Annotated in this window: 13 protein-coding genes and 1 pseudogene; 10 read left to right on the top strand and 4 right to left on the bottom strand. The window is 72.4% G+C overall.

Annotated elements, in window-relative coordinates; translation table 11 throughout:
- Positions 1-120 precede the first annotated feature (120 nt).
- From ACZ7OH_RS44380 to ACZ7OH_RS44415, 8 genes and pseudogenes are all read left to right on the top strand, one after another.
- The gene (locus ACZ7OH_RS44380; protein ID WP_470286415.1) at positions 121-912 is read left to right on the top strand and encodes an ABC transporter ATP-binding protein; all 792 of its coding nucleotides are present in this window, start codon (positions 121-123) and stop codon (positions 910-912) included.
- A complete protein-coding gene (locus tag ACZ7OH_RS44385) occupies positions 905-1,612 on the top strand; it encodes an ABC transporter ATP-binding protein (protein WP_470286416.1) in 708 nt (235 codons plus the stop codon). The genes ACZ7OH_RS44380 and ACZ7OH_RS44385 overlap by 8 nt, the downstream gene beginning before the upstream one ends.
- A 28-nt stretch (positions 1,613-1,640) precedes the next feature.
- Positions 1,641-2,492 (top strand): branched-chain amino acid ABC transporter permease, encoded by an 852-nt coding sequence (locus ACZ7OH_RS44390; RefSeq protein WP_470286417.1) that lies wholly within the window; start codon positions 1,641-1,643, stop codon positions 2,490-2,492.
- Entirely contained in the window at positions 2,489-3,559 is a 1,071-nt protein-coding gene (locus tag ACZ7OH_RS44395; protein ID WP_470286418.1) for a branched-chain amino acid ABC transporter permease, read from the top strand. Before ACZ7OH_RS44390 ends, ACZ7OH_RS44395 begins: the two co-directional genes overlap by 4 nt.
- A complete protein-coding gene (locus ACZ7OH_RS44400; RefSeq protein ID WP_470286419.1) occupies positions 3,546-4,859 on the top strand; it encodes an ABC transporter substrate-binding protein in 1,314 nt (437 codons plus the stop codon). The genes ACZ7OH_RS44395 and ACZ7OH_RS44400 overlap by 14 nt, the downstream gene beginning before the upstream one ends.
- A gap of 60 nt (positions 4,860-4,919) precedes the next feature.
- Positions 4,920-5,486, top strand: a complete 567-nt coding sequence (locus tag ACZ7OH_RS44405) for a TetR/AcrR family transcriptional regulator (protein ID WP_400902431.1) — start codon at positions 4,920-4,922, stop codon at positions 5,484-5,486.
- A gap of 21 nt (positions 5,487-5,507) precedes the next feature.
- On the top strand, positions 5,508-6,446 hold the full coding sequence (locus ACZ7OH_RS44410) for a GlxA family transcriptional regulator (protein WP_470286420.1): 939 nt from the start codon (positions 5,508-5,510) through the stop codon (positions 6,444-6,446).
- Positions 6,401-7,096 (top strand): annotated as a pseudogene (locus tag ACZ7OH_RS44415) (MFS transporter); the annotation flags it as partial. The gene ACZ7OH_RS44410 and the pseudogene ACZ7OH_RS44415, both read left to right, overlap by 46 nt.
- Here the strand turns inward: ACZ7OH_RS44415 and ACZ7OH_RS44420 are convergent.
- The 3 genes from ACZ7OH_RS44420 to ACZ7OH_RS44430 form a co-directional block, all read right to left on the bottom strand.
- The gene (locus tag ACZ7OH_RS44420; RefSeq protein WP_470286421.1) at positions 7,072-7,260 is read right to left on the bottom strand and encodes a hypothetical protein; all 189 of its coding nucleotides are present in this window, start codon (positions 7,258-7,260) and stop codon (positions 7,072-7,074) included. The pseudogene ACZ7OH_RS44415 and the gene ACZ7OH_RS44420 overlap by 25 nt on opposite strands.
- 71 nt (positions 7,261-7,331) lie before the next feature.
- The gene (locus ACZ7OH_RS44425) at positions 7,332-7,988 is read right to left on the bottom strand and encodes a response regulator (protein ID WP_372669369.1); all 657 of its coding nucleotides are present in this window, start codon (positions 7,986-7,988) and stop codon (positions 7,332-7,334) included.
- Positions 7,976-9,175, bottom strand: coding sequence for a sensor histidine kinase (locus tag ACZ7OH_RS44430; RefSeq protein WP_470286422.1), 1,200 nt, complete (start codon positions 9,173-9,175; stop codon positions 7,976-7,978). The genes ACZ7OH_RS44425 and ACZ7OH_RS44430 overlap by 13 nt, the downstream gene beginning before the upstream one ends.
- Before the next feature lie 125 nt (positions 9,176-9,300).
- Between ACZ7OH_RS44430 and ACZ7OH_RS44435 the strand changes: the two genes are divergently transcribed.
- Both ACZ7OH_RS44435 and ACZ7OH_RS44440 read left to right on the top strand, forming a co-directional pair.
- The gene (locus ACZ7OH_RS44435) at positions 9,301-10,035 is read left to right on the top strand and encodes an ABC transporter ATP-binding protein (protein WP_470286423.1); all 735 of its coding nucleotides are present in this window, start codon (positions 9,301-9,303) and stop codon (positions 10,033-10,035) included.
- The gene (locus ACZ7OH_RS44440; protein WP_470286424.1) at positions 10,029-12,557 is read left to right on the top strand and encodes an ABC transporter permease; all 2,529 of its coding nucleotides are present in this window, start codon (positions 10,029-10,031) and stop codon (positions 12,555-12,557) included. The genes ACZ7OH_RS44435 and ACZ7OH_RS44440 overlap by 7 nt, the downstream gene beginning before the upstream one ends.
- Positions 12,558-12,622: 65 nt before the next feature.
- On the opposite strand, the gene ACZ7OH_RS44445 is transcribed toward ACZ7OH_RS44440, so the two are convergent.
- Positions 12,623-15,484: an AfsR/SARP family transcriptional regulator gene (locus ACZ7OH_RS44445; protein WP_470286425.1), complete on the bottom strand. Its 2,862-nt coding sequence runs from the start codon at positions 15,482-15,484 to the stop codon at positions 12,623-12,625.
- Positions 15,485-15,687 lie beyond the last annotated feature (203 nt).

Here is a 15,687-nt window from a genome sequence, read left to right on the forward strand (position 1 = left end):
ACCCGCCCTTTTTCGTGCGCGCTCACGCCTTGACACGACCGGCGTCGCACCCCACCCTCTTCATACCGACCGCGCGGTACGGCTTGGTCCACATAGTGGGACATGACAGGAGAGTCGACGATGACACTTCTCGGTGAGGACCTGCTCGTGGTCGACGGGCTCACCGTCGGGTTCGGCGGTCTCACCGCGCTCCACGACGTCCGGCTGAGCGTCGACGCCGGCACGGTCGTCGGGGTCATCGGGCCCAACGGCGCCGGGAAGACCACGCTGTTCAACGTCATCTGCGGGTTCGTCCGGCCGCAGTCCGGCCGCGTGGTCTGGCGCGGGGAACCCCTCGTGCGGCACCGCCCCGAACAGCTGGCGGGCCTCGGGATCGTCCGGACCCTGCAGGGCCTCGGCCTGTTCGCCGGGCTGACCGTGCTCGAGAACGTGATGGCCGGCGCGGGCCGGCACGCCCGCACCGGCGTCCTCCCCGCGCTCGTCGGCGCCGGCCGGTCGGCGCGCGACGAATCCGAGCTGGCCGCGCGGGCCCGCGCCACGCTCGGCGAACTCGGGATCGCCGACCTCGCCGACCGGTTGCCGGGGGTACTGCCCTACGGCGTGCGAAAACGCGTCGCCCTCGCCCGGGCGCTGGTGGCCGAGCCCGACCTGCTGCTGCTCGACGAACCCGCGAGCGGGCTGTCGTCGGCCGAGCTCGCCGAGCTGTCGACGCTGATCCGGTCGCTGCGGCAGCACATGGCAGTCGTGCTCGTCGAGCACCACATGGACCTCGTGATGCAGGTGTGCGACCGGGTCGTGGTGCTCAACTTCGGCGAGGTGATCGCGGCGGGCACGCCGGCCGAGATCCAGGCCGACCCCCGCGTGGCCGAGGCCTACCTCGGTGACCCCGCCGAGGAGGCCCCGAGTGCTTGAGATCGACGAGCTGTCCGTGGCCTACGGCGCCGTCCGCGCGCTCGACGGCGTCGGCATCGAGGTCGAGCGCGGCGGGATCACCGCCGTGCTCGGCGCGAACGGCGCCGGCAAGACGACGCTGCTGCGCACGATCAGCGGCCTGCAGCCCGCGCACGGCGGTCGGATCGCGTGGGACGGCAAGGAACTGACCGGGCTCGCCCCCGACCGCATCGCGCGCGGCGGGGTCGCGCACGTGCCCGAGGGCGGCGGGGTCATCACCGAGCTGACCGTCGACGAGAACCTCCGGCTGGGTGCGCTGTGGCGGCGGGACCGCGCCGACCGCGCGGCCGCCCGCAAGGAGGTCTACGAGCTCTTCCCGCCGCTGGAGGAACGTTCGGCGAAACCCGCGTCGACGCTGTCCGGCGGCGAGCGGCAGATGCTGGCCATCGGCCGCGCGCTGATGAGCCGGCCCGAGCTGCTGCTGCTCGACGAACCGTCGCTCGGCCTCGCGCCGCTGATCACCGCCCGGATCATGGGGATTCTGCGTGACCTGCGCGCCTCGACCGGGCTCACCGTCGTGCTCGTCGAGCAGAACGCGCACTCCGCGCTGTCCATCGCCGACCGCGGGTACGTCCTGGCGCTGGGCCGGGTCGTCGCCGTCGACACCGCGGCCGAGCTGCTGGCCGACGACGGCCTCCGCCACGCCTACCTCGGTTTCTGAGCAACCACCAGGGAGAGAACGGTCCGGTATGCAGGAATTCCTCGACCTGACCCTCGGCGGGATCTCCGCCGGCGCGGTCTACGCGGCGCTCGGGCTCGCGCTGGTCATCATCTACCGGGCCACCCGGGTGGTGAACTTCGCGCAGCCCGCCCTCGCCCTGATTTCGACGTACCTCGCGTACTCGGTGACGAAGGCGACGGGCAGCTACTGGCTCGGGTTCGCCGTGGCGATCGTGGCCGGGACCGTGCTGGGCGTCGCCACCGAACGGCTGCTGATCCGGCCGCTGCGGCACCGCTCCGAGCTGAGCTCGATCATCGTCACGCTCGGGCTTTTGCTGGTGCTGCAAGCGATCGCGGGCATGATCTGGTCCAACGAACCGCTGGCGTTCCCGTACGCCTTCGACTTCCGCGGCCGGTTCTCCGCCAACGACCTGTTCGTGGTGCTGGTGGTGCTCGCCATCGCCGCGCTCGTGCTGGTGGTGTTCAAGTACACCCCGCTGGGCCTGCGGATGCGGGCGGCCGCGTTCGCCCCGGACGTCGCCCGCACGCTCGGCGTGCGGGTCGGGCTGATGCTCACCGTCGGCTGGGGGCTGGCCGCGGCGGTCGGCTCGCTGGCCGGGCTGCTCGCCACCCCGCCGTTCCTCTTCCCGAACGTCCTGGACGGCGTCTTCGTCTACGCCCTCACCGCGGCCGTGCTCGGCGGGCTCGACAACCCCTTGGGCACCATCGCCGGCGGGTTCGTGCTCGGCGTCGGACTGTCCTACGTGTCCGGCTACCTGGGACCGGAGATGGTGACGATCGCGGCGCTGGCGATCCTCGTCGTCGTGCTGATCGTGCGGCCCAGCGGGTTGTTCGGCCGGGCGAAGGTGAGGCGGGTATGACGGTGCGCACGAGTCTTCCGGAAACCCGGGTGGAGACCTCCACGAAGAAGCGGACGCTGCCGCCGCTGCTGCGCCACAGCCTCGCCGCGCTGGCCGCGTTCGCCGCCGTCGTCGCGCTGACCCTGGTCACCGACGAGTTCACCAACCTGCGGATCGCGACCATCGGCTACTACCTGATCGCGGTGGCCGGGCTGACCCTGCTGACCGGTCTCACCGGGCAGGTCTCGCTGGGCCACGGCGCGTTCATGTTCATCGGCGCGTACACGGTCGCCCTGCTGGTGAAGCACGTGCCGTCGTTCCCGCTGTGGGCCGACCTGCTGCTCGCCTCGGCCGCCGGCGGGCTCGCCGGGCTGCTGGCCGGGGCCGCGGCGGCCCGGCTGCGCGGCCCGTACCTCGCCGGGGCGACGCTCGCGCTGGCCGTCGGACTGCCCGCGCTGACCCGCCGGTTCCAGGACTTCCTCGGCGGCAGCAACGGACTCAGCTTCACCGTCCACAGCAGACCGTCCGGCGTGGCGGTCCCGGAGCTGCGCTGGCAGACCTGGATCGTCTGGCTCAGCGTGCTCATCGCGCTGGTGCTCGTGGTGAACGTCGTGCGCGGCAAGCTCGGCCGGAACTTCCGCGCGGTCCGCGACGACGAGGTCGCCGCGTCGCTGAGCGGGATCGCCGTCGGGCGCACGAAGATCCTCGCGTTCCTCATCAGCGCCGTGTGCGGCGGCCTCGCCGGTGGCCTGCAGGCGTTCCTGCTCGGCACCGCCGCGCCGGGGTCGTTCACGCCCGCGCTGTCGCTGAGCCTGCTGGCCGCGGTCGTGCTGGGCGGGCTCGGGTCCTTGTGGGGCGCGCTGTGGGGCGCGGTCGCGCTCGTCTACTTCCAGGCCTGGTCCGAGGACCTCGCCGACGTCCTGCACCTGAACACCGACGTGGCCAACAACCTCCCGCTGGCGGTGTACGGCGTGATCCTCATCGTCGTCGTGCTCGCTTTCCCCCGCGGTATCCAGGGTGGTTTCCAGAAGCTGCGCGGACTTCTCCGTCGACCCGCCGAAAAGAAGGAGAACCATGAGAACCACTAGAACCGTCGCGGGAATCGCGGTGTTGGCGCTCGCGCTCAGCGCGTGCGGCGGCGCGGGCGAGAGCAACGGCGGTGGTCAGCAGGCCGCGGACTCGGCGGTCGGCGTCACGAAGGACACCGTCACCATCGGCACGCACCAGCCGCTCACCGGCCCGGCCGCGCCCGGGTACAGCAAGATCTCCGTCGGCGCCCGCGCGGTGTACCAGGCGATCAACGACGGCGGCGGGATCAACGGCCGCAAGATCGACTACAAGGTCGAAGACGACGGGTACAACCCGACGAAGACCGTCGAGGTCGTCAAGAAGCTCGTGCTGCAGGACAAGGTGTTCGCGATCGTCGGCGGCCTCGGGACCCCGACGCACTCGAAGGTCGTCGACTACCTCAACACCGAAGGCGTGCCGGACCTGCTGGTGTCGTCGGGCGCGCTCGCGTGGGACAACCCGCAGAAGGCGCCGATGACCTTCGGGTACCAGGTCGACTACACGCGCGAGGGCAAGATCCAGGGCAAGTACATCAAGGACACCTTCGCGGGCAAGAAGATCGGCTACTTCACGCAGAACGACGACGTCGGCCGCGACACCCAGGCCGGGCTCGACCAGTTCGTCAAGGACCAGACCGTCGTCCGGCAGGGCTACGACAGCGCCAACACCGACGTCACGCCGCAGCTGTCGGCGCTGAAGGCCGCGGGCGCCGAGGTCGTCGTCTGCGAGTGCATCCCGGCGTTCACCGCGCTGTCGATCCTGGCCGCCGCGAAGATCGGGTACAAACCGCAGTTCGTCGTCAGCAGCATCGGCGCGGACCCGGCGACGCTGTCCGGGCTGCTGCAGGACTTCGCCAAGCGCGGCGGCGCCAGCGTGTCGAGCGCGCAGCTGCTGAACGGGCTGATCGGCACCGGCTACCTGCCCGACGTCGCGCAGACGTCCGACCCGTGGGTCGCCTACTTCAAGGGCATCCACGACAAGTACATCCCGAAGGAGCCGCTCACCAACACGCTGTTCTACGGGATGGTGCAGGCCTACACGTTCGCGCAGGCGCTGAAGGCCGCCGGGCCCGACCCGACGCGGCAGAAGATCGTCGACGCCATGACCTCGGGCGCCCTGAAGGGGCCGGGGCTGACGCCGTTCGGGTTCTCGAAGGACTCGCACGCCGGCTACACCGGCGCGTACGTGTTCAAGATCAACCCGGACACCACGACGACGGTGATCCAGCCACCGTCGGTCACCGACCGGGGCACCGGGGCGATCACGCCGTACACCGGTGAACGCGCCACTCCGGAGCAGGTGAACCTGCTGGGCAAGTGAGGACCGGGCCGGCTCGCGGCGCCGCGCGAGCCGGCCCGCCCGCTCACATAGGGTGGCGACATGAACGTGCGGGAGAAGGTCGTGCGGGCGGCGGTGCGCCTGTTCGCCGAGAAGGGCTTCGAGGCCACGACGGTCCGCGAGATCGTCGAAGAGGCCGGCGTCACCAAGGGCGGGCTGTACCACTACTTCGAGTCCAAGGACGACCTGCTCTTCGAGATCTACACGGCGATGCTGCGGATGCAGACGCGCCGGATGGTGACGATCGCCGAGTCGGACCTGCCGCTGCCGGAGCGGCTGCACGCGATCGTCGCCGACGTCGTCGTGACGAGCATCGCCGACCTCGACGCGGCGACGGTGTTCTTCCAGTCGTTCCCGCTGCTGGAGAAGTCCAAGCAGGTCCAGGTGCGGGCCGAGCGGCGCACCTACCACGAGCGCGTGCGGGACCTGGTCGCCGAGGGGCAGCGGGCGGGGGTGTTCCGCGCCGACGTGCCCGCCGACCTGGTGATCAACTACCACTTCGGTGCCATCCACCGGCTCGGCATGTGGTACCACGCCGACGGCGAGCTGTCGGGGGAGCAGGTGGGCGAGCACTTCGCGAACCTGATGCTGCGCAGCCTCCGTCCATAGTGGACGATCTATCGTGGGGGCATGCACATCGTGGCGGTCCTCGCGCTCGACCAGGTCGTCCCGTTCGATCTGGCGACACCCATCGAGGTCTTCTCGCGGACGCTCCTGCGCGGCCGGCCGGCGTATGAGGTCCGGATCTGCGGTCCCGCGCGCGAGCTGGACGCGGGGATGTTCACGTTGCGGCCGCCGTGGGACCTGTCGGGGCTGGCTGACGCCGAGACGATCATCGTGCCGGGTCGTTCCGCGAACCCGCCGCTGCCGGCTTCGGTGATCTCGGCGTTGCGCTCGGCGGCCGCGCGGGGAGCGCGGATCGCGTCGATCTGCTCGGGGGCGTTCGTGCTGGCCGAGACGGGGTTGCTGGACGGCCTGCGCGCGACGACCCACTGGGCGGCGGCGCCCGAGCTGGCGCGGTCGTTCCCGGCGGTCGAGGTGGATCCCGACGTGCTGTACGTGGACAACGGGCAGATCCTGAGCTCGGCGGGCGCGGCGGCGGGCCTGGACCTGTGCTTGCACCTGATCCGCCGCGACCACGGCTCGGCGGTGGCGGCTTCGGCGGCCCGCCTGTCGGTGATGCCGCTGGAGCGCGAGGGCGGCCAGTCCCAGTTCATCGCGCACGACCCGCCGCCGACGCCCCGCGGGTCGGAGCTGGAGCCGGTGCTGGCGTGGCTGGAGGAGAACTGCGCGTCGGAGCTGACGCTCTCGGGGGTGGCGGCCCAGGTGGGGATGAGCACGCGCACGTTGAACCGCAGGTTCCGCGAGCAGACGGGAACGACACCGCTGCAGTGGCTGCTGAGGGTGCGCGTCCGGCGGGCGCAGCACCTGCTCGAGTCGACGGGCGAGCCGGTGGACCGCATCGCCGGGCTGGTGGGGTTCGGCTCGCCGGGCGCGTTCCGGGAGCGGTTCAAGCGGGTGGTGGGAACGAGTCCGCAGGCCTACCGGGCGAGCTTCCGGGCGGGGTGACGGGCGGTCGGGGAAACCGGTCGCCCGCCTTCGCCGCCGGGATGGTCGCCGGGGCGCCGTTCATGGCCGCCGTCGCCCGGCGCTGGCGGCGCCGGACCGCGCTGCGAACCTTCCTCGCCGCGCACGTCGTCGGGGGCCTGACGTCGTCCTTCGGCGTCCTGCTCGGGACGCGGGTGGTCGCCGCGCTCGCCAACTCCGGGTTTCTCGCCGTCGCCTTGACCGCGGCCGCCGGGCTCGTGCCGCCGGAGAAGACCGGACGCGCGCTCGCCGTGCTGTTCGGGGGCACCACCCTCGCCTGCGTCGCCGGGATTCCCGGTGGGGCGCTGCTCGACGCCGCCTTCGGCTGGCGCTCGGCCTTCTGGGGCGTCGCCGCGCTGTGCCTGCCCGCCTTGGCCGGCGCGTCCCGCGTCGAGGACACCCCCGCCGACCTGCGCGGCGAACTGCGGGAACTCCGCCGCCTGCCCGGTGTTCTCCTGCTCGGCGGCTGGGTCGCGCCGGCCCTCACCACCGGCGCCCCGACCATGGCGGGCTCCTACGCGACCGCGGCGCTCAACGTCGGCGCGACGGCGGGCCCGGTTCTCGCAGGGCTGGCGAAACCGTTCTGGGTCGCGGCGGCGCCGGCGGTTCACGCCCTCCGGCGCCGGACGTAGTGGGCGACCAGGCCGGCGATGGCGGCGATCGCGATGCCGCCGGCGATCATCCGGGGCACCAGACCCAGCCCCAGCAGGGGGCCGCCCGCGTTGACGGCGGCGCTGACGATGAGGACCGGCCACAGCGCGGTCGCGGTACGGGTGGAAACGGTGTTGTTCGTCATGCCACGAACACTACGAACGCGCTGCTCAGCCAACGATCCCGTCGGCACCCGGATCCGGGGTAGCGCCAGCGCTACCCCGCGTCCCGGCCGAGGTAGGCGAGCACCGCCAGCACCCGGCGGTGCCCGCCGCCTTCGTCGGACGGCAGGCCGAGCTTCGCGAAGATGTTGCGGATGTGCTTGAGCACCGCGCCGTCGCTGACGACGAGCAGCTCGGCGATCGTGCCGTTGTTGTAGCCCTCGGCCATCAGCGCCAGCACCTCGCGCTCCCGCGCCGTCAACGCTTCGAGCGGGTCCTTCGCGCGACGGCGGGACATCAGCTGGCCGATGACCTCCGGGTCCATGGCCGTGCCGCCCTTCGCGACCCGCTCGAGCGCGTCCAGGAACCGTTCGACCTTGCCGACGCGCTCCTTGAGCAGGTAGCCGACCGCGCCGACGCCGTCGGCGAGCAGCTCGACCGCGTAGCTCGTCTCGACGTGCGCCGACAGCACCAGCACCGGCAGCCCGGGGTGGATCTCGCGGGCGCGCACGGCCGCGCGCAGGCCCTCGTCGCGGTGGGTCGGCGGCATCCGGACGTCCATCACGACGGCGTCCGGCCGGTCGCCTTCGACGAACTCGAGGAAGCCCTCGGCGTTGTCGAACGTGGCGGCGACTTCGATGCCGGCCGTCTTCAGCAGCAGCGCGAGCCCTTCGCGCAGCAAGGCGTCGTCCTCGGCGATCACGACCCGCATGGCAGCTCCACTCGCAGCACGGTCGGCCCACCGGGTGGGCTGGTCAGGGTGAGGGTTCCGTCGAAGGCTTCGGCCCGGCGCCGGATCCCGGCGAGCCCGCTGCCGCGCCGCTCGTCGGCGCCGCCGCGGCCGTCGTCCCGGATCTCCAGGGTCAGCAGGGAAGCCGTGCCGCCGAGTGTGATGTCCACAGTGGACGCTTCGGCGTGCTTGGTGACGTTCGCGAGCATCTCGGCGACGACGAAGTACGCGGCGGCCTCGACTGCGGCCGGGCGGCCGGTCTCGTATTCGACGGTGACGGCCGTCGGCACCGGGCAGTGTTCGGCGAGCGCGCGCACCGCCCCGGCGAGGCCGCGCTCGCTCAGCAGCGGCGGGTAGATGCTGCGCACGACGGTCCGCAGCTCGGCCAGCGCGTCGGTCGCGGTGTCCTGGGCCTTGACCAGCAGGTCCCGCGCCGTGGTGGGGTCGCGGTCGTAGAGCTGGCCGGCGATGCCGAGCTGCAGGACGACCGCGGCGATCCGCGCCTGGGTGCCGTCGTGCAGGTCACGCTCGATGCGGCGCAGCTCGGCGCCGTGCGCCTCCAGCGCGGCCGCCCGCGTCGCGGTCAGTTCGGCGACCCGGTCGGCCAGCACGACGCCCGGGGCCGGCCGCAGCAGCTTTTGCGCGGTGCGGGCCTGCCAGCGCGCGGCCCGCGGCAGCAGGAGCGTCGCCGCGGCCATTCCTGCGGCGACCAAGAAGTCCAGCCCCGCGCTCGGCCACGAATTCACCATGATGCCGAGCGAGCCCTCGATCCCGCCGGGCACCACCGGCCAGATCAGGACCGTGACGACCTGCTGGACCGCGCCGAGCGGCAGGCCGATCGCCAGGCTGCCCAGCACCAGGCCGGTCGCCGCGTGGATCGCGAGCCACGCGAGGTCGCGGCGGGTCGCCGGGTCCTTCAGCGGGGAGCCGTCGCGGTAGGGCTCGGGGATGGCCTCGCCGAGCCGGCGCGCGGCGCGACGCCGGTCGACCCGGACCGGCCACCGCGCCAGCTTGATCGCGGGGGCCAGCGACGGGATGCCGACGCCGAACGGGCACAGCAGCAGGACGGCGAAGAGCCCGGCGAGGGCCAGGATCGACAGCAGCGACGTGCCGGCGCCGACCACGAGGTAACGAGCCGCCGACCAGCACTCGCGCAGGCGGGTCGTCACGCCGACAGTGTCCCACCCCACCGCCGTGGTGGTGCTGGCGCTACCCCCGATCCACCTCTCCACGGGATCGATCGCCGCTGGTCGCGGACCTAGTTTTCCCGGTAGACCACGAAGGGGACCGGAAAATGACCACAGGGAACGCGCTGGAACTGGCCGGGGTGCGGAAGGTGTACGGCTCCGGCGACGGCGCCGTCACCGCGCTCGACGGCGTGACGGCGAACGTGCCGCGGGGGACGTTCACCGCGGTGATGGGCCCGTCGGGCTCGGGCAAGAGCACCTTCCTGCACTGCGCGGCCGGCCTGGATCGGCCGACGTCGGGGAAGGTGATGCTCGGCGGCACCGAGATCGGGCGGCTGAAGGAGAACGAGCTGACGCGGCTGCGGCGCACCCGCGTCGGGTTCGTGTTCCAGGCCTACAACCTGCTGCCGTCGCTGAACGTGCTGCAGAACATCACGCTGCCGATGCGGCTGGCCGGCGCCAAGCCCGACCCGCAGTGGCTGCGCGAGATCGTCGAAGGCGTCGGCATGGCCAAGCGGCTGGAGCACCGCCCGGCGGAGCTGTCCGGCGGGCAGCAGCAGCGCGTCGCGATCGCGCGGGCGCTCATCGCCCGGCCCGACGTCGTGCTGGCCGACGAGCCGACCGGCGCGCTCGACACCCGCACCGCGCGGCAGGTGCTCGACCTGCTCCGCGCCGTCGTCGACGGGATGGGGCAGACCGTCCTGATGGTGACCCACGACCCGGTCGCGGCGTCGGCCGCGCACGGCGTGCTCTTCCTGGCCGACGGCAAGCTGGCCGGGCACCTCCCGCACCCCACCCCCGAGCGGGTGGCGGAGCGCATGACGCACCTCGGGGAGTGGTGACCGTGCTGACCCTCGCGTGGCAGACCATCCGCACCAGGCTCGGCGGGTTCATCGGCGCCTTCGTCGCGATCCTCTGCGGCACCGCGCTGGTCGCGGGCTGCGGGGTCCTCATGGAGTCCGGCCTGCGCGCCGGCGTCCCCACCCAGCGCTACGCCGCCGCGGCCGTCGTCGTCGGCGGCGCCCAGACCGTGCACCCGCCGGGCGCCGACGCGCTGACGTTCGAGCAGGTCGGCGAGCAGCCGTCGGTGCCTTCGGAACTGGCCGGGCGGATCGCTTCGGTGCCCGGCGTGCGTTCGGCGGTGGCCGAACAGAGCTTCCCGGCGCAGGTCGTCACGGCCTCCGGGGAGGTCCTCGGCGGCCCGCAGTCGCTGGGCCACAACTGGGACGCGGCCGTGCTGGCGCCGTTCCGGCTGAGCGCGGGCCGGGCGCCCGGGGCGCCGGACGAGGTCGTGCTCGACGCCGACCTGGCGCGGCGGGCGGGCGTCGGCGTCGATGGGCAGGTGCGGATCATGACCCGGTCCGTGCCGGTCGAGTTCCGCGTGAGCGGGATCGTGGACGCGCTGTCGCGGCAGTCGGCGCTGTTCTTCACACCGGCCCGGGCCGCGGAACTGGCCGCTCGCCCCGGTCAGGCCCACGCGATCGGCGTCCTGGCCGAACCCGGCGTGGCCCCGGAGACGCTCGCCCAGCGGATCGGCGCCGTCGCCGGGGACGCCGAGGTCACCACCGGCGTCGAGCGCAGCACGATCGAGTTCCTCGACGTCAGCCAGACGCGGACGCTGCTGCTCGCCATCGCCGGCTCGTTCGGCGGGTTCGCCCTGCTCGTGGCGGTGTTCGTGGTGGCCAGCACGCTCGCGTTGACGATCAACCAGCGGCGCCGGGAGTTCGCGCTGCTGCGCGCGGTCGCGGCGACACCGCGCCAGATCCGCAAGCTCATCGGCCTGGAGACGACGATCGTCGCGCTCGTCGCCGGCGTCCTCGGCGGCGCGCTGGGCCTGGCGGTCGCGTCCGGGCTGCGCGACGCGTTCGCCGCGATCGGCGTGATCCCGGCCGACTTCGCCCTGGCGATCAGCCCGCTGCCGTCGCTGGCCGCGGTGCTGCTGGGGCTGGGCGCGGCCCGGCTGGCGGCGTGGGCGGCCTCGCGGCGGCCGTCGTCGATCCGGCCGGTCGAGGCGCTCGGCGAGGCGGCGGTCGAACGTCGTCAGCTCGGCCGCGGGCGGGCGATCACCGGCTGGAGCCTGGTGCTGGCCGGGTTCGCGGGCGCGCTGGTGCCGCTGTTCCTGCGCGGCGACGTCGCGACGGCGGTGTCGTCGATGTCGACGCTGGTCATCGTCATCGGGCTGGCTGTGGTGGGGCCGCAGGTGACCGGGCTGGCGGTGCGGTTCCTGAGCCCGCTGCTGGCACGGCTGTGGCGGATCAGCGGGTACCTGGCCGGGGCGAACGCTTCGGCGGGCACGCGGCGCCTGGCCGCGGCGGCGACACCGTTGATGCTGGCGATCGCGTTCGCGCTGGCGATGTTCTACGGCCCGACGTCCGCGACGGCGGCCGCCGCTTCGGAGACCGAGGCGTCGACCACCGCCGACTACGTGCTGAGCGGCCCGGCGGGGGTCTCGCCGGAGGTCGCCGCGGCGGCCGCTCGGTTGCCGGGCGTGGCGACGGCGACGCCGGTGGTCCGCACGTCGGTGCTGACGGTGTCGACGGTCGGCGACAGCACGGAGGTCCAGCGCACGCCGGCGCAAGGGCTTGGTTCTTCTCAAGCGGTGTTGGAACTGGGCGTCGACTCCGGGCGGCTCGCGGATTTGACGGGCGACACGGTGGCGTTGAGCCGATCGGAGGCCGACTGGCAGGGCAAGAAGCTCGGCGACGAGATCACGTTCTACTACGGCGACGGCGTCCCGGCGAAGCTTCGTCTGGTGGCGACTTATACGCACGACAAGGCTTTCGGTGACTTCGTCTTGCCGGTTTCGTTGGCGCGTCAGCACAATGGCGGGCGATTGGACGATTCGGTGCTGGTCCGGCGTTCGCCTGACGCGGACCCCGCGTCGGTGGCCGCGGCGTTGCGTTCGCTGCCGTACCCGGGCTTGACGGTGGCTACGGCTTTGTCGACCCCTTCGGGTGGCGACGGGCAGGCTCAGTTCTACCTGAACCTGGTGGCGGCGGGGGTGATCGTCGGGTACCTGGCGATTTCGGTGGCCAACACGTTGGTCTTGACGACGGCCCAGCGGTCGCGGGAGTTCGCGTTGCTCCGGCTGGTGGGGACGACCCGTCGCCAGGTGACGCACATGATGCGCCTCGAGGCTTTGGTGACGGTGGGGATCGCGGTGGTGGTGGGGACTGTGGTCGCTTTGGTGCCGTTGGCGTTGCTCAATGTGGGGCTGCGGGGGAGTCCGCTGCCGTCGGGGCCGTTGAGTGTCTACTTCGGAATTGTTGGCGGCGCGGCGGTACTCGGGTTCTTGGCGATGGGGCTGTCGACGTTCGTGGCGCTGCGGGCCAGGCCGATCGACGCGATCGGGTTGCGGGAGTAACCCCTGCTGCAGCTGGTCGTGAGTGAGAAACAGGGTTAGAACACTGTTTCTCACTCACGACCGGCTCATGGGCTGAGCGGCCACAACCCCAGCTTGGTGAGCTGCTCACGGACGTGCCCGCGGACCGGGTCGTCGACGTCGGCGACGAGTGCGATCGTCTGGCGGGACTCGTTCCACGCCTCGACCTGCCTGCCGGTCGCGGCCAGCGACCGCACCAGCGCCACCAGCGCGCGGACCACCGGAACGTGATCCGAACGGGACACGCCGAGGGCCTTCCGGGCGAACAGCAGGACGTCGCCGTGTTCTTCGGCGTCGCAAGCGGCCTCGCTCAGCTCGACCAGCGCGGCGAGCGTCTGCTCGTGGCCGGCCGGGTAGCGCTCGTGCAGCTCGACGGCTTCGGTCAGCTGCCGGAGGGCCTCCGTGCTCCGGCCGGCGCGGCGGCTCAGCAGGCCGAGCTCCAGCGCCATCGCGGCGTGACGCCGGTGGTCGCCCAGTTCGGCGTAGAGCGTTTTCGCCTGCGACAGATGGGTTTCCGCTTCTTCGAGCTTGCCTCGACGGCGCAGGTGAGTGCCGAGTTCGCCGTGCGCGGCGGCGCACTGGGCGGGTTCGTTCAGGCTGTGCTGGATGTCGAGGGCCTCCCGCAGGCAGGACTCGGCGCGGTCCCGCTCCCCGGCCTCCTCCGCGTGGCGCGCGAGCAGGAGGAGGACTTCCGACCGGTCCCGGCTGTTGCGGGTGTTGCCGAAGAGCAAGTTCGCGATCTCCAGGGATTCGGCGATCTTGTCCGGGTCGTCGTGGATCCGCGCCAGCGTCGCCAGCGCCTGGCCTTCGGCGTCGCGGTCCTGGACGTCCCGCGCGGCGAGCAGCACCGTCTCGACGGCTTCGCGCCAATCGCACCCGGTGCCGTCGAAGGCGAGGTGGGGCCGGAGCAGCCGGAGCAACGTCACCGCCCGCGGCAGGTTGCCGCCCGCCGCGCGGCGGATCGCGGCGCACAGGCTCGTCTCTTCCGCGGCCAGGAACGCTTCCGCGGCCTCGAAATCCGGCAGACCGGCGTGCGGCAGCTCGGCGGTGCGCCGCAGGGCCGGCGCCAGGACCTCGGCGGCGTCGGTGACCCGGGCGATGTACCAGTCGAGGAGCCGCGCCTCGGTCTCACGGCGGTCTTCGCGCGAATCGTGGGCCCGCGCCAGCCGTTCGCCGGCCTCGCGGGTGAGGGCGTCCATCCGGTAGCGGCCGTCGTCCCGGTCGATCAGGTACAGCGACCCGAGCCTGGTCAGCGCGCCGCGGGTCGACTCCTCGTCGGTCCCGTCCAGGGCGAAGACCGCTTCCGGCGCGAGGCTGGGCGAGACGTGCGGCGCGAGCGAACGGAAGAGCCGCGCCGCCGGCGCGTCGAGGGCGTGGTACGACCACAGCACCGACGTCAGGATCGTGCCCGACGCCAGTTCGCCGGCCAGCAGGAGCTCGGCCGGGCTCGGCAGGCCGCCGGTGCCGGGCAGGAGTTCGGCGAGGGTGCGGACGGCCTGCGGGGCCCCGCCGGTCAGCGCCCGCACCGCCGCCGGGTCGGGCGGCTCGGCGTCCGTGTCGCGCAACAGGCCGCCGAGCAGCCGGGCGATCTCGGCTTCGGAGAACGGCCGCACCTCCAGCCGGAAAGCGCCGTGGTGGGTCACGAGGTCGCTGAGCCGGTGCCGGCTGGTCACGACGACCACGGAGTGCGCGCTCCCCGGCAGCAGCGGCACGACCTGGCTGGAATCCCGGGCGTTGTCGAGGAAGACCAGCACGCGGTGGTCGTCGAGCAGGGTCCGCAGCATCCGGACCCGCGCGCTCGGGCTCGCGGGGATCGCGGCCGCCGCGACGCCGAGCGCGTCGAGGAACTCGGCGAGCACGTCGGCGGGATCCCGGGGCGGTCCGGTGCCGTAGCCGCCGAGGTCGGCGTGCAGCTGCCCGTGCGGAAACCGCTCGCGGACGGCGTGCGCCCAGTGCAGGCCGAGCTCGGTCTTGCCGACCCCGGCCGGCCCGGTGAGCGCGACGATGAGGGTCGCGGGCGGGCCACCGACCCGCGAGCGCACGTACAGGTCGTCCAGCCGGTCGACGTCGTCGGCGCGGTCGACGAACTGGCTGACGGTCGAGGGCAGCTGCGCGGGCGGCAGGGCGCGCAGGGCCGCCTGGGTCCGGTGCCGGTCGGCGGGCGCGGGCGAGTCGCGGGACTGCAGCAGCTGCTGGTGCAGGTCCTGCAGGTCCTGGCCGGGGCCGGTCCCGAACGACCGCGCGAACCGGTCGTACACCTGTTTCCAGTACGCGTCGAAGGCTTCGTAGTGCCCGAGCCCGTTCAAGGCGGTGATCCGCTGGGCGATGTACTGGGTGTCCAGCTCGTGGTCGACCATGGCCTCGTCGAGGATCCGCAGGACCCCGCGGTAGTCCCGGCGTTCGAGCTCGACGGCGCACAGCGCCTGGTAGCCGGCGACGCGTTCGTAGCGGTCGATGTCCTCCCGTTTCTGCTCCATCCAGATGGTCCCGAGATCTTCGACGACGGGCCCGCGCCAGAGGTTCATGGCTTCTTTGAGGGCAGCGGCCGCGTCGTCGAAGCGGCCGGCTTCCCTTGCTCTTTCGCCGTTCTTGAACAGCGTTTTGAAGCGCGCGTAATCGAGATCGTCGTCCTCGGGCAGGAACTGGTAGCCGGTCCGCTGGGTGACGATCTTCGCGGAAACCCCGGCGTCGCGCAGGGAAGCCCGCAGCCGGCTGACGTAGGCGTGGAGATCTTTCCGGGCGTGATCGGGAGGGTCGTCCCAGAGGGCTTCGGTAACGGTCCGGACGGCGACGACTTTCCCGTGGTTGAGCATCAGCACGCCCAGAAGCGACCGTTCCTTGGCCCGCCCGAGCGCGACCTCCCGGTCGCCGAGCAGGAGTTCGACGTGCCCCAGGATCCGGAACTGCATCGCACCTTGTGGTTGGTCGGCAGGGACTTCCTGTCCCGACGGTAACCCGGCGACGAGCGGGTTTCAGTGCAGGTCAAGGGGCTGTCAAGAATTTGTCCAGCGGTTGGTAACCGATGTGTCAACCGCCGCGGTTCACGATCACGTCATGTCGTGGACGGAAGCGTGGCGGTGGCTGTGGGGCGCGCCGCCTGTGCTCGCGGAGC

The sequence above is a fragment of the Amycolatopsis sp. NPDC114478 genome (assembly GCF_055633805.1).

Bases quoted from the DNA above. Each gene is read 5' to 3' on its own strand.
- ACZ7OH_RS44390 (WP_470286417.1), top strand. From the start codon at position 1,641: ATGCAGGAATTCCTCGACCTGACCCTCGGCGGGATCTCCGCCGGCGCG.
- ACZ7OH_RS44410 (WP_470286420.1), top strand. From the start codon at position 5,508: ATGCACATCGTGGCGGTCCTCGCGCTCGACCAGGTCGTCCCGTTCGAT.
- ACZ7OH_RS44380 (WP_470286415.1), top strand. From the start codon at position 121: ATGACACTTCTCGGTGAGGACCTGCTCGTGGTCGACGGGCTCACCGTC.
- ACZ7OH_RS44425 (WP_372669369.1), bottom strand. From the start codon at position 7,988: ATGCGGGTCGTGATCGCCGAGGACGACGCCTTGCTGCGCGAAGGGCTC.
- ACZ7OH_RS44445 (WP_470286425.1), bottom strand. From the start codon at position 15,484: ATGCAGTTCCGGATCCTGGGGCACGTCGAACTCCTGCTCGGCGACCGG.
- ACZ7OH_RS44435 (WP_470286423.1), top strand. From the start codon at position 9,301: ATGACCACAGGGAACGCGCTGGAACTGGCCGGGGTGCGGAAGGTGTAC.
- ACZ7OH_RS44395 (WP_470286418.1), top strand. From the start codon at position 2,489: ATGACGGTGCGCACGAGTCTTCCGGAAACCCGGGTGGAGACCTCCACG.
- ACZ7OH_RS44420 (WP_470286421.1), bottom strand. From the start codon at position 7,260: ATGACGAACAACACCGTTTCCACCCGTACCGCGACCGCGCTGTGGCCG.
- ACZ7OH_RS44405 (WP_400902431.1), top strand. From the start codon at position 4,920: ATGAACGTGCGGGAGAAGGTCGTGCGGGCGGCGGTGCGCCTGTTCGCC.
- ACZ7OH_RS44400 (WP_470286419.1), top strand. From the start codon at position 3,546: ATGAGAACCACTAGAACCGTCGCGGGAATCGCGGTGTTGGCGCTCGCG.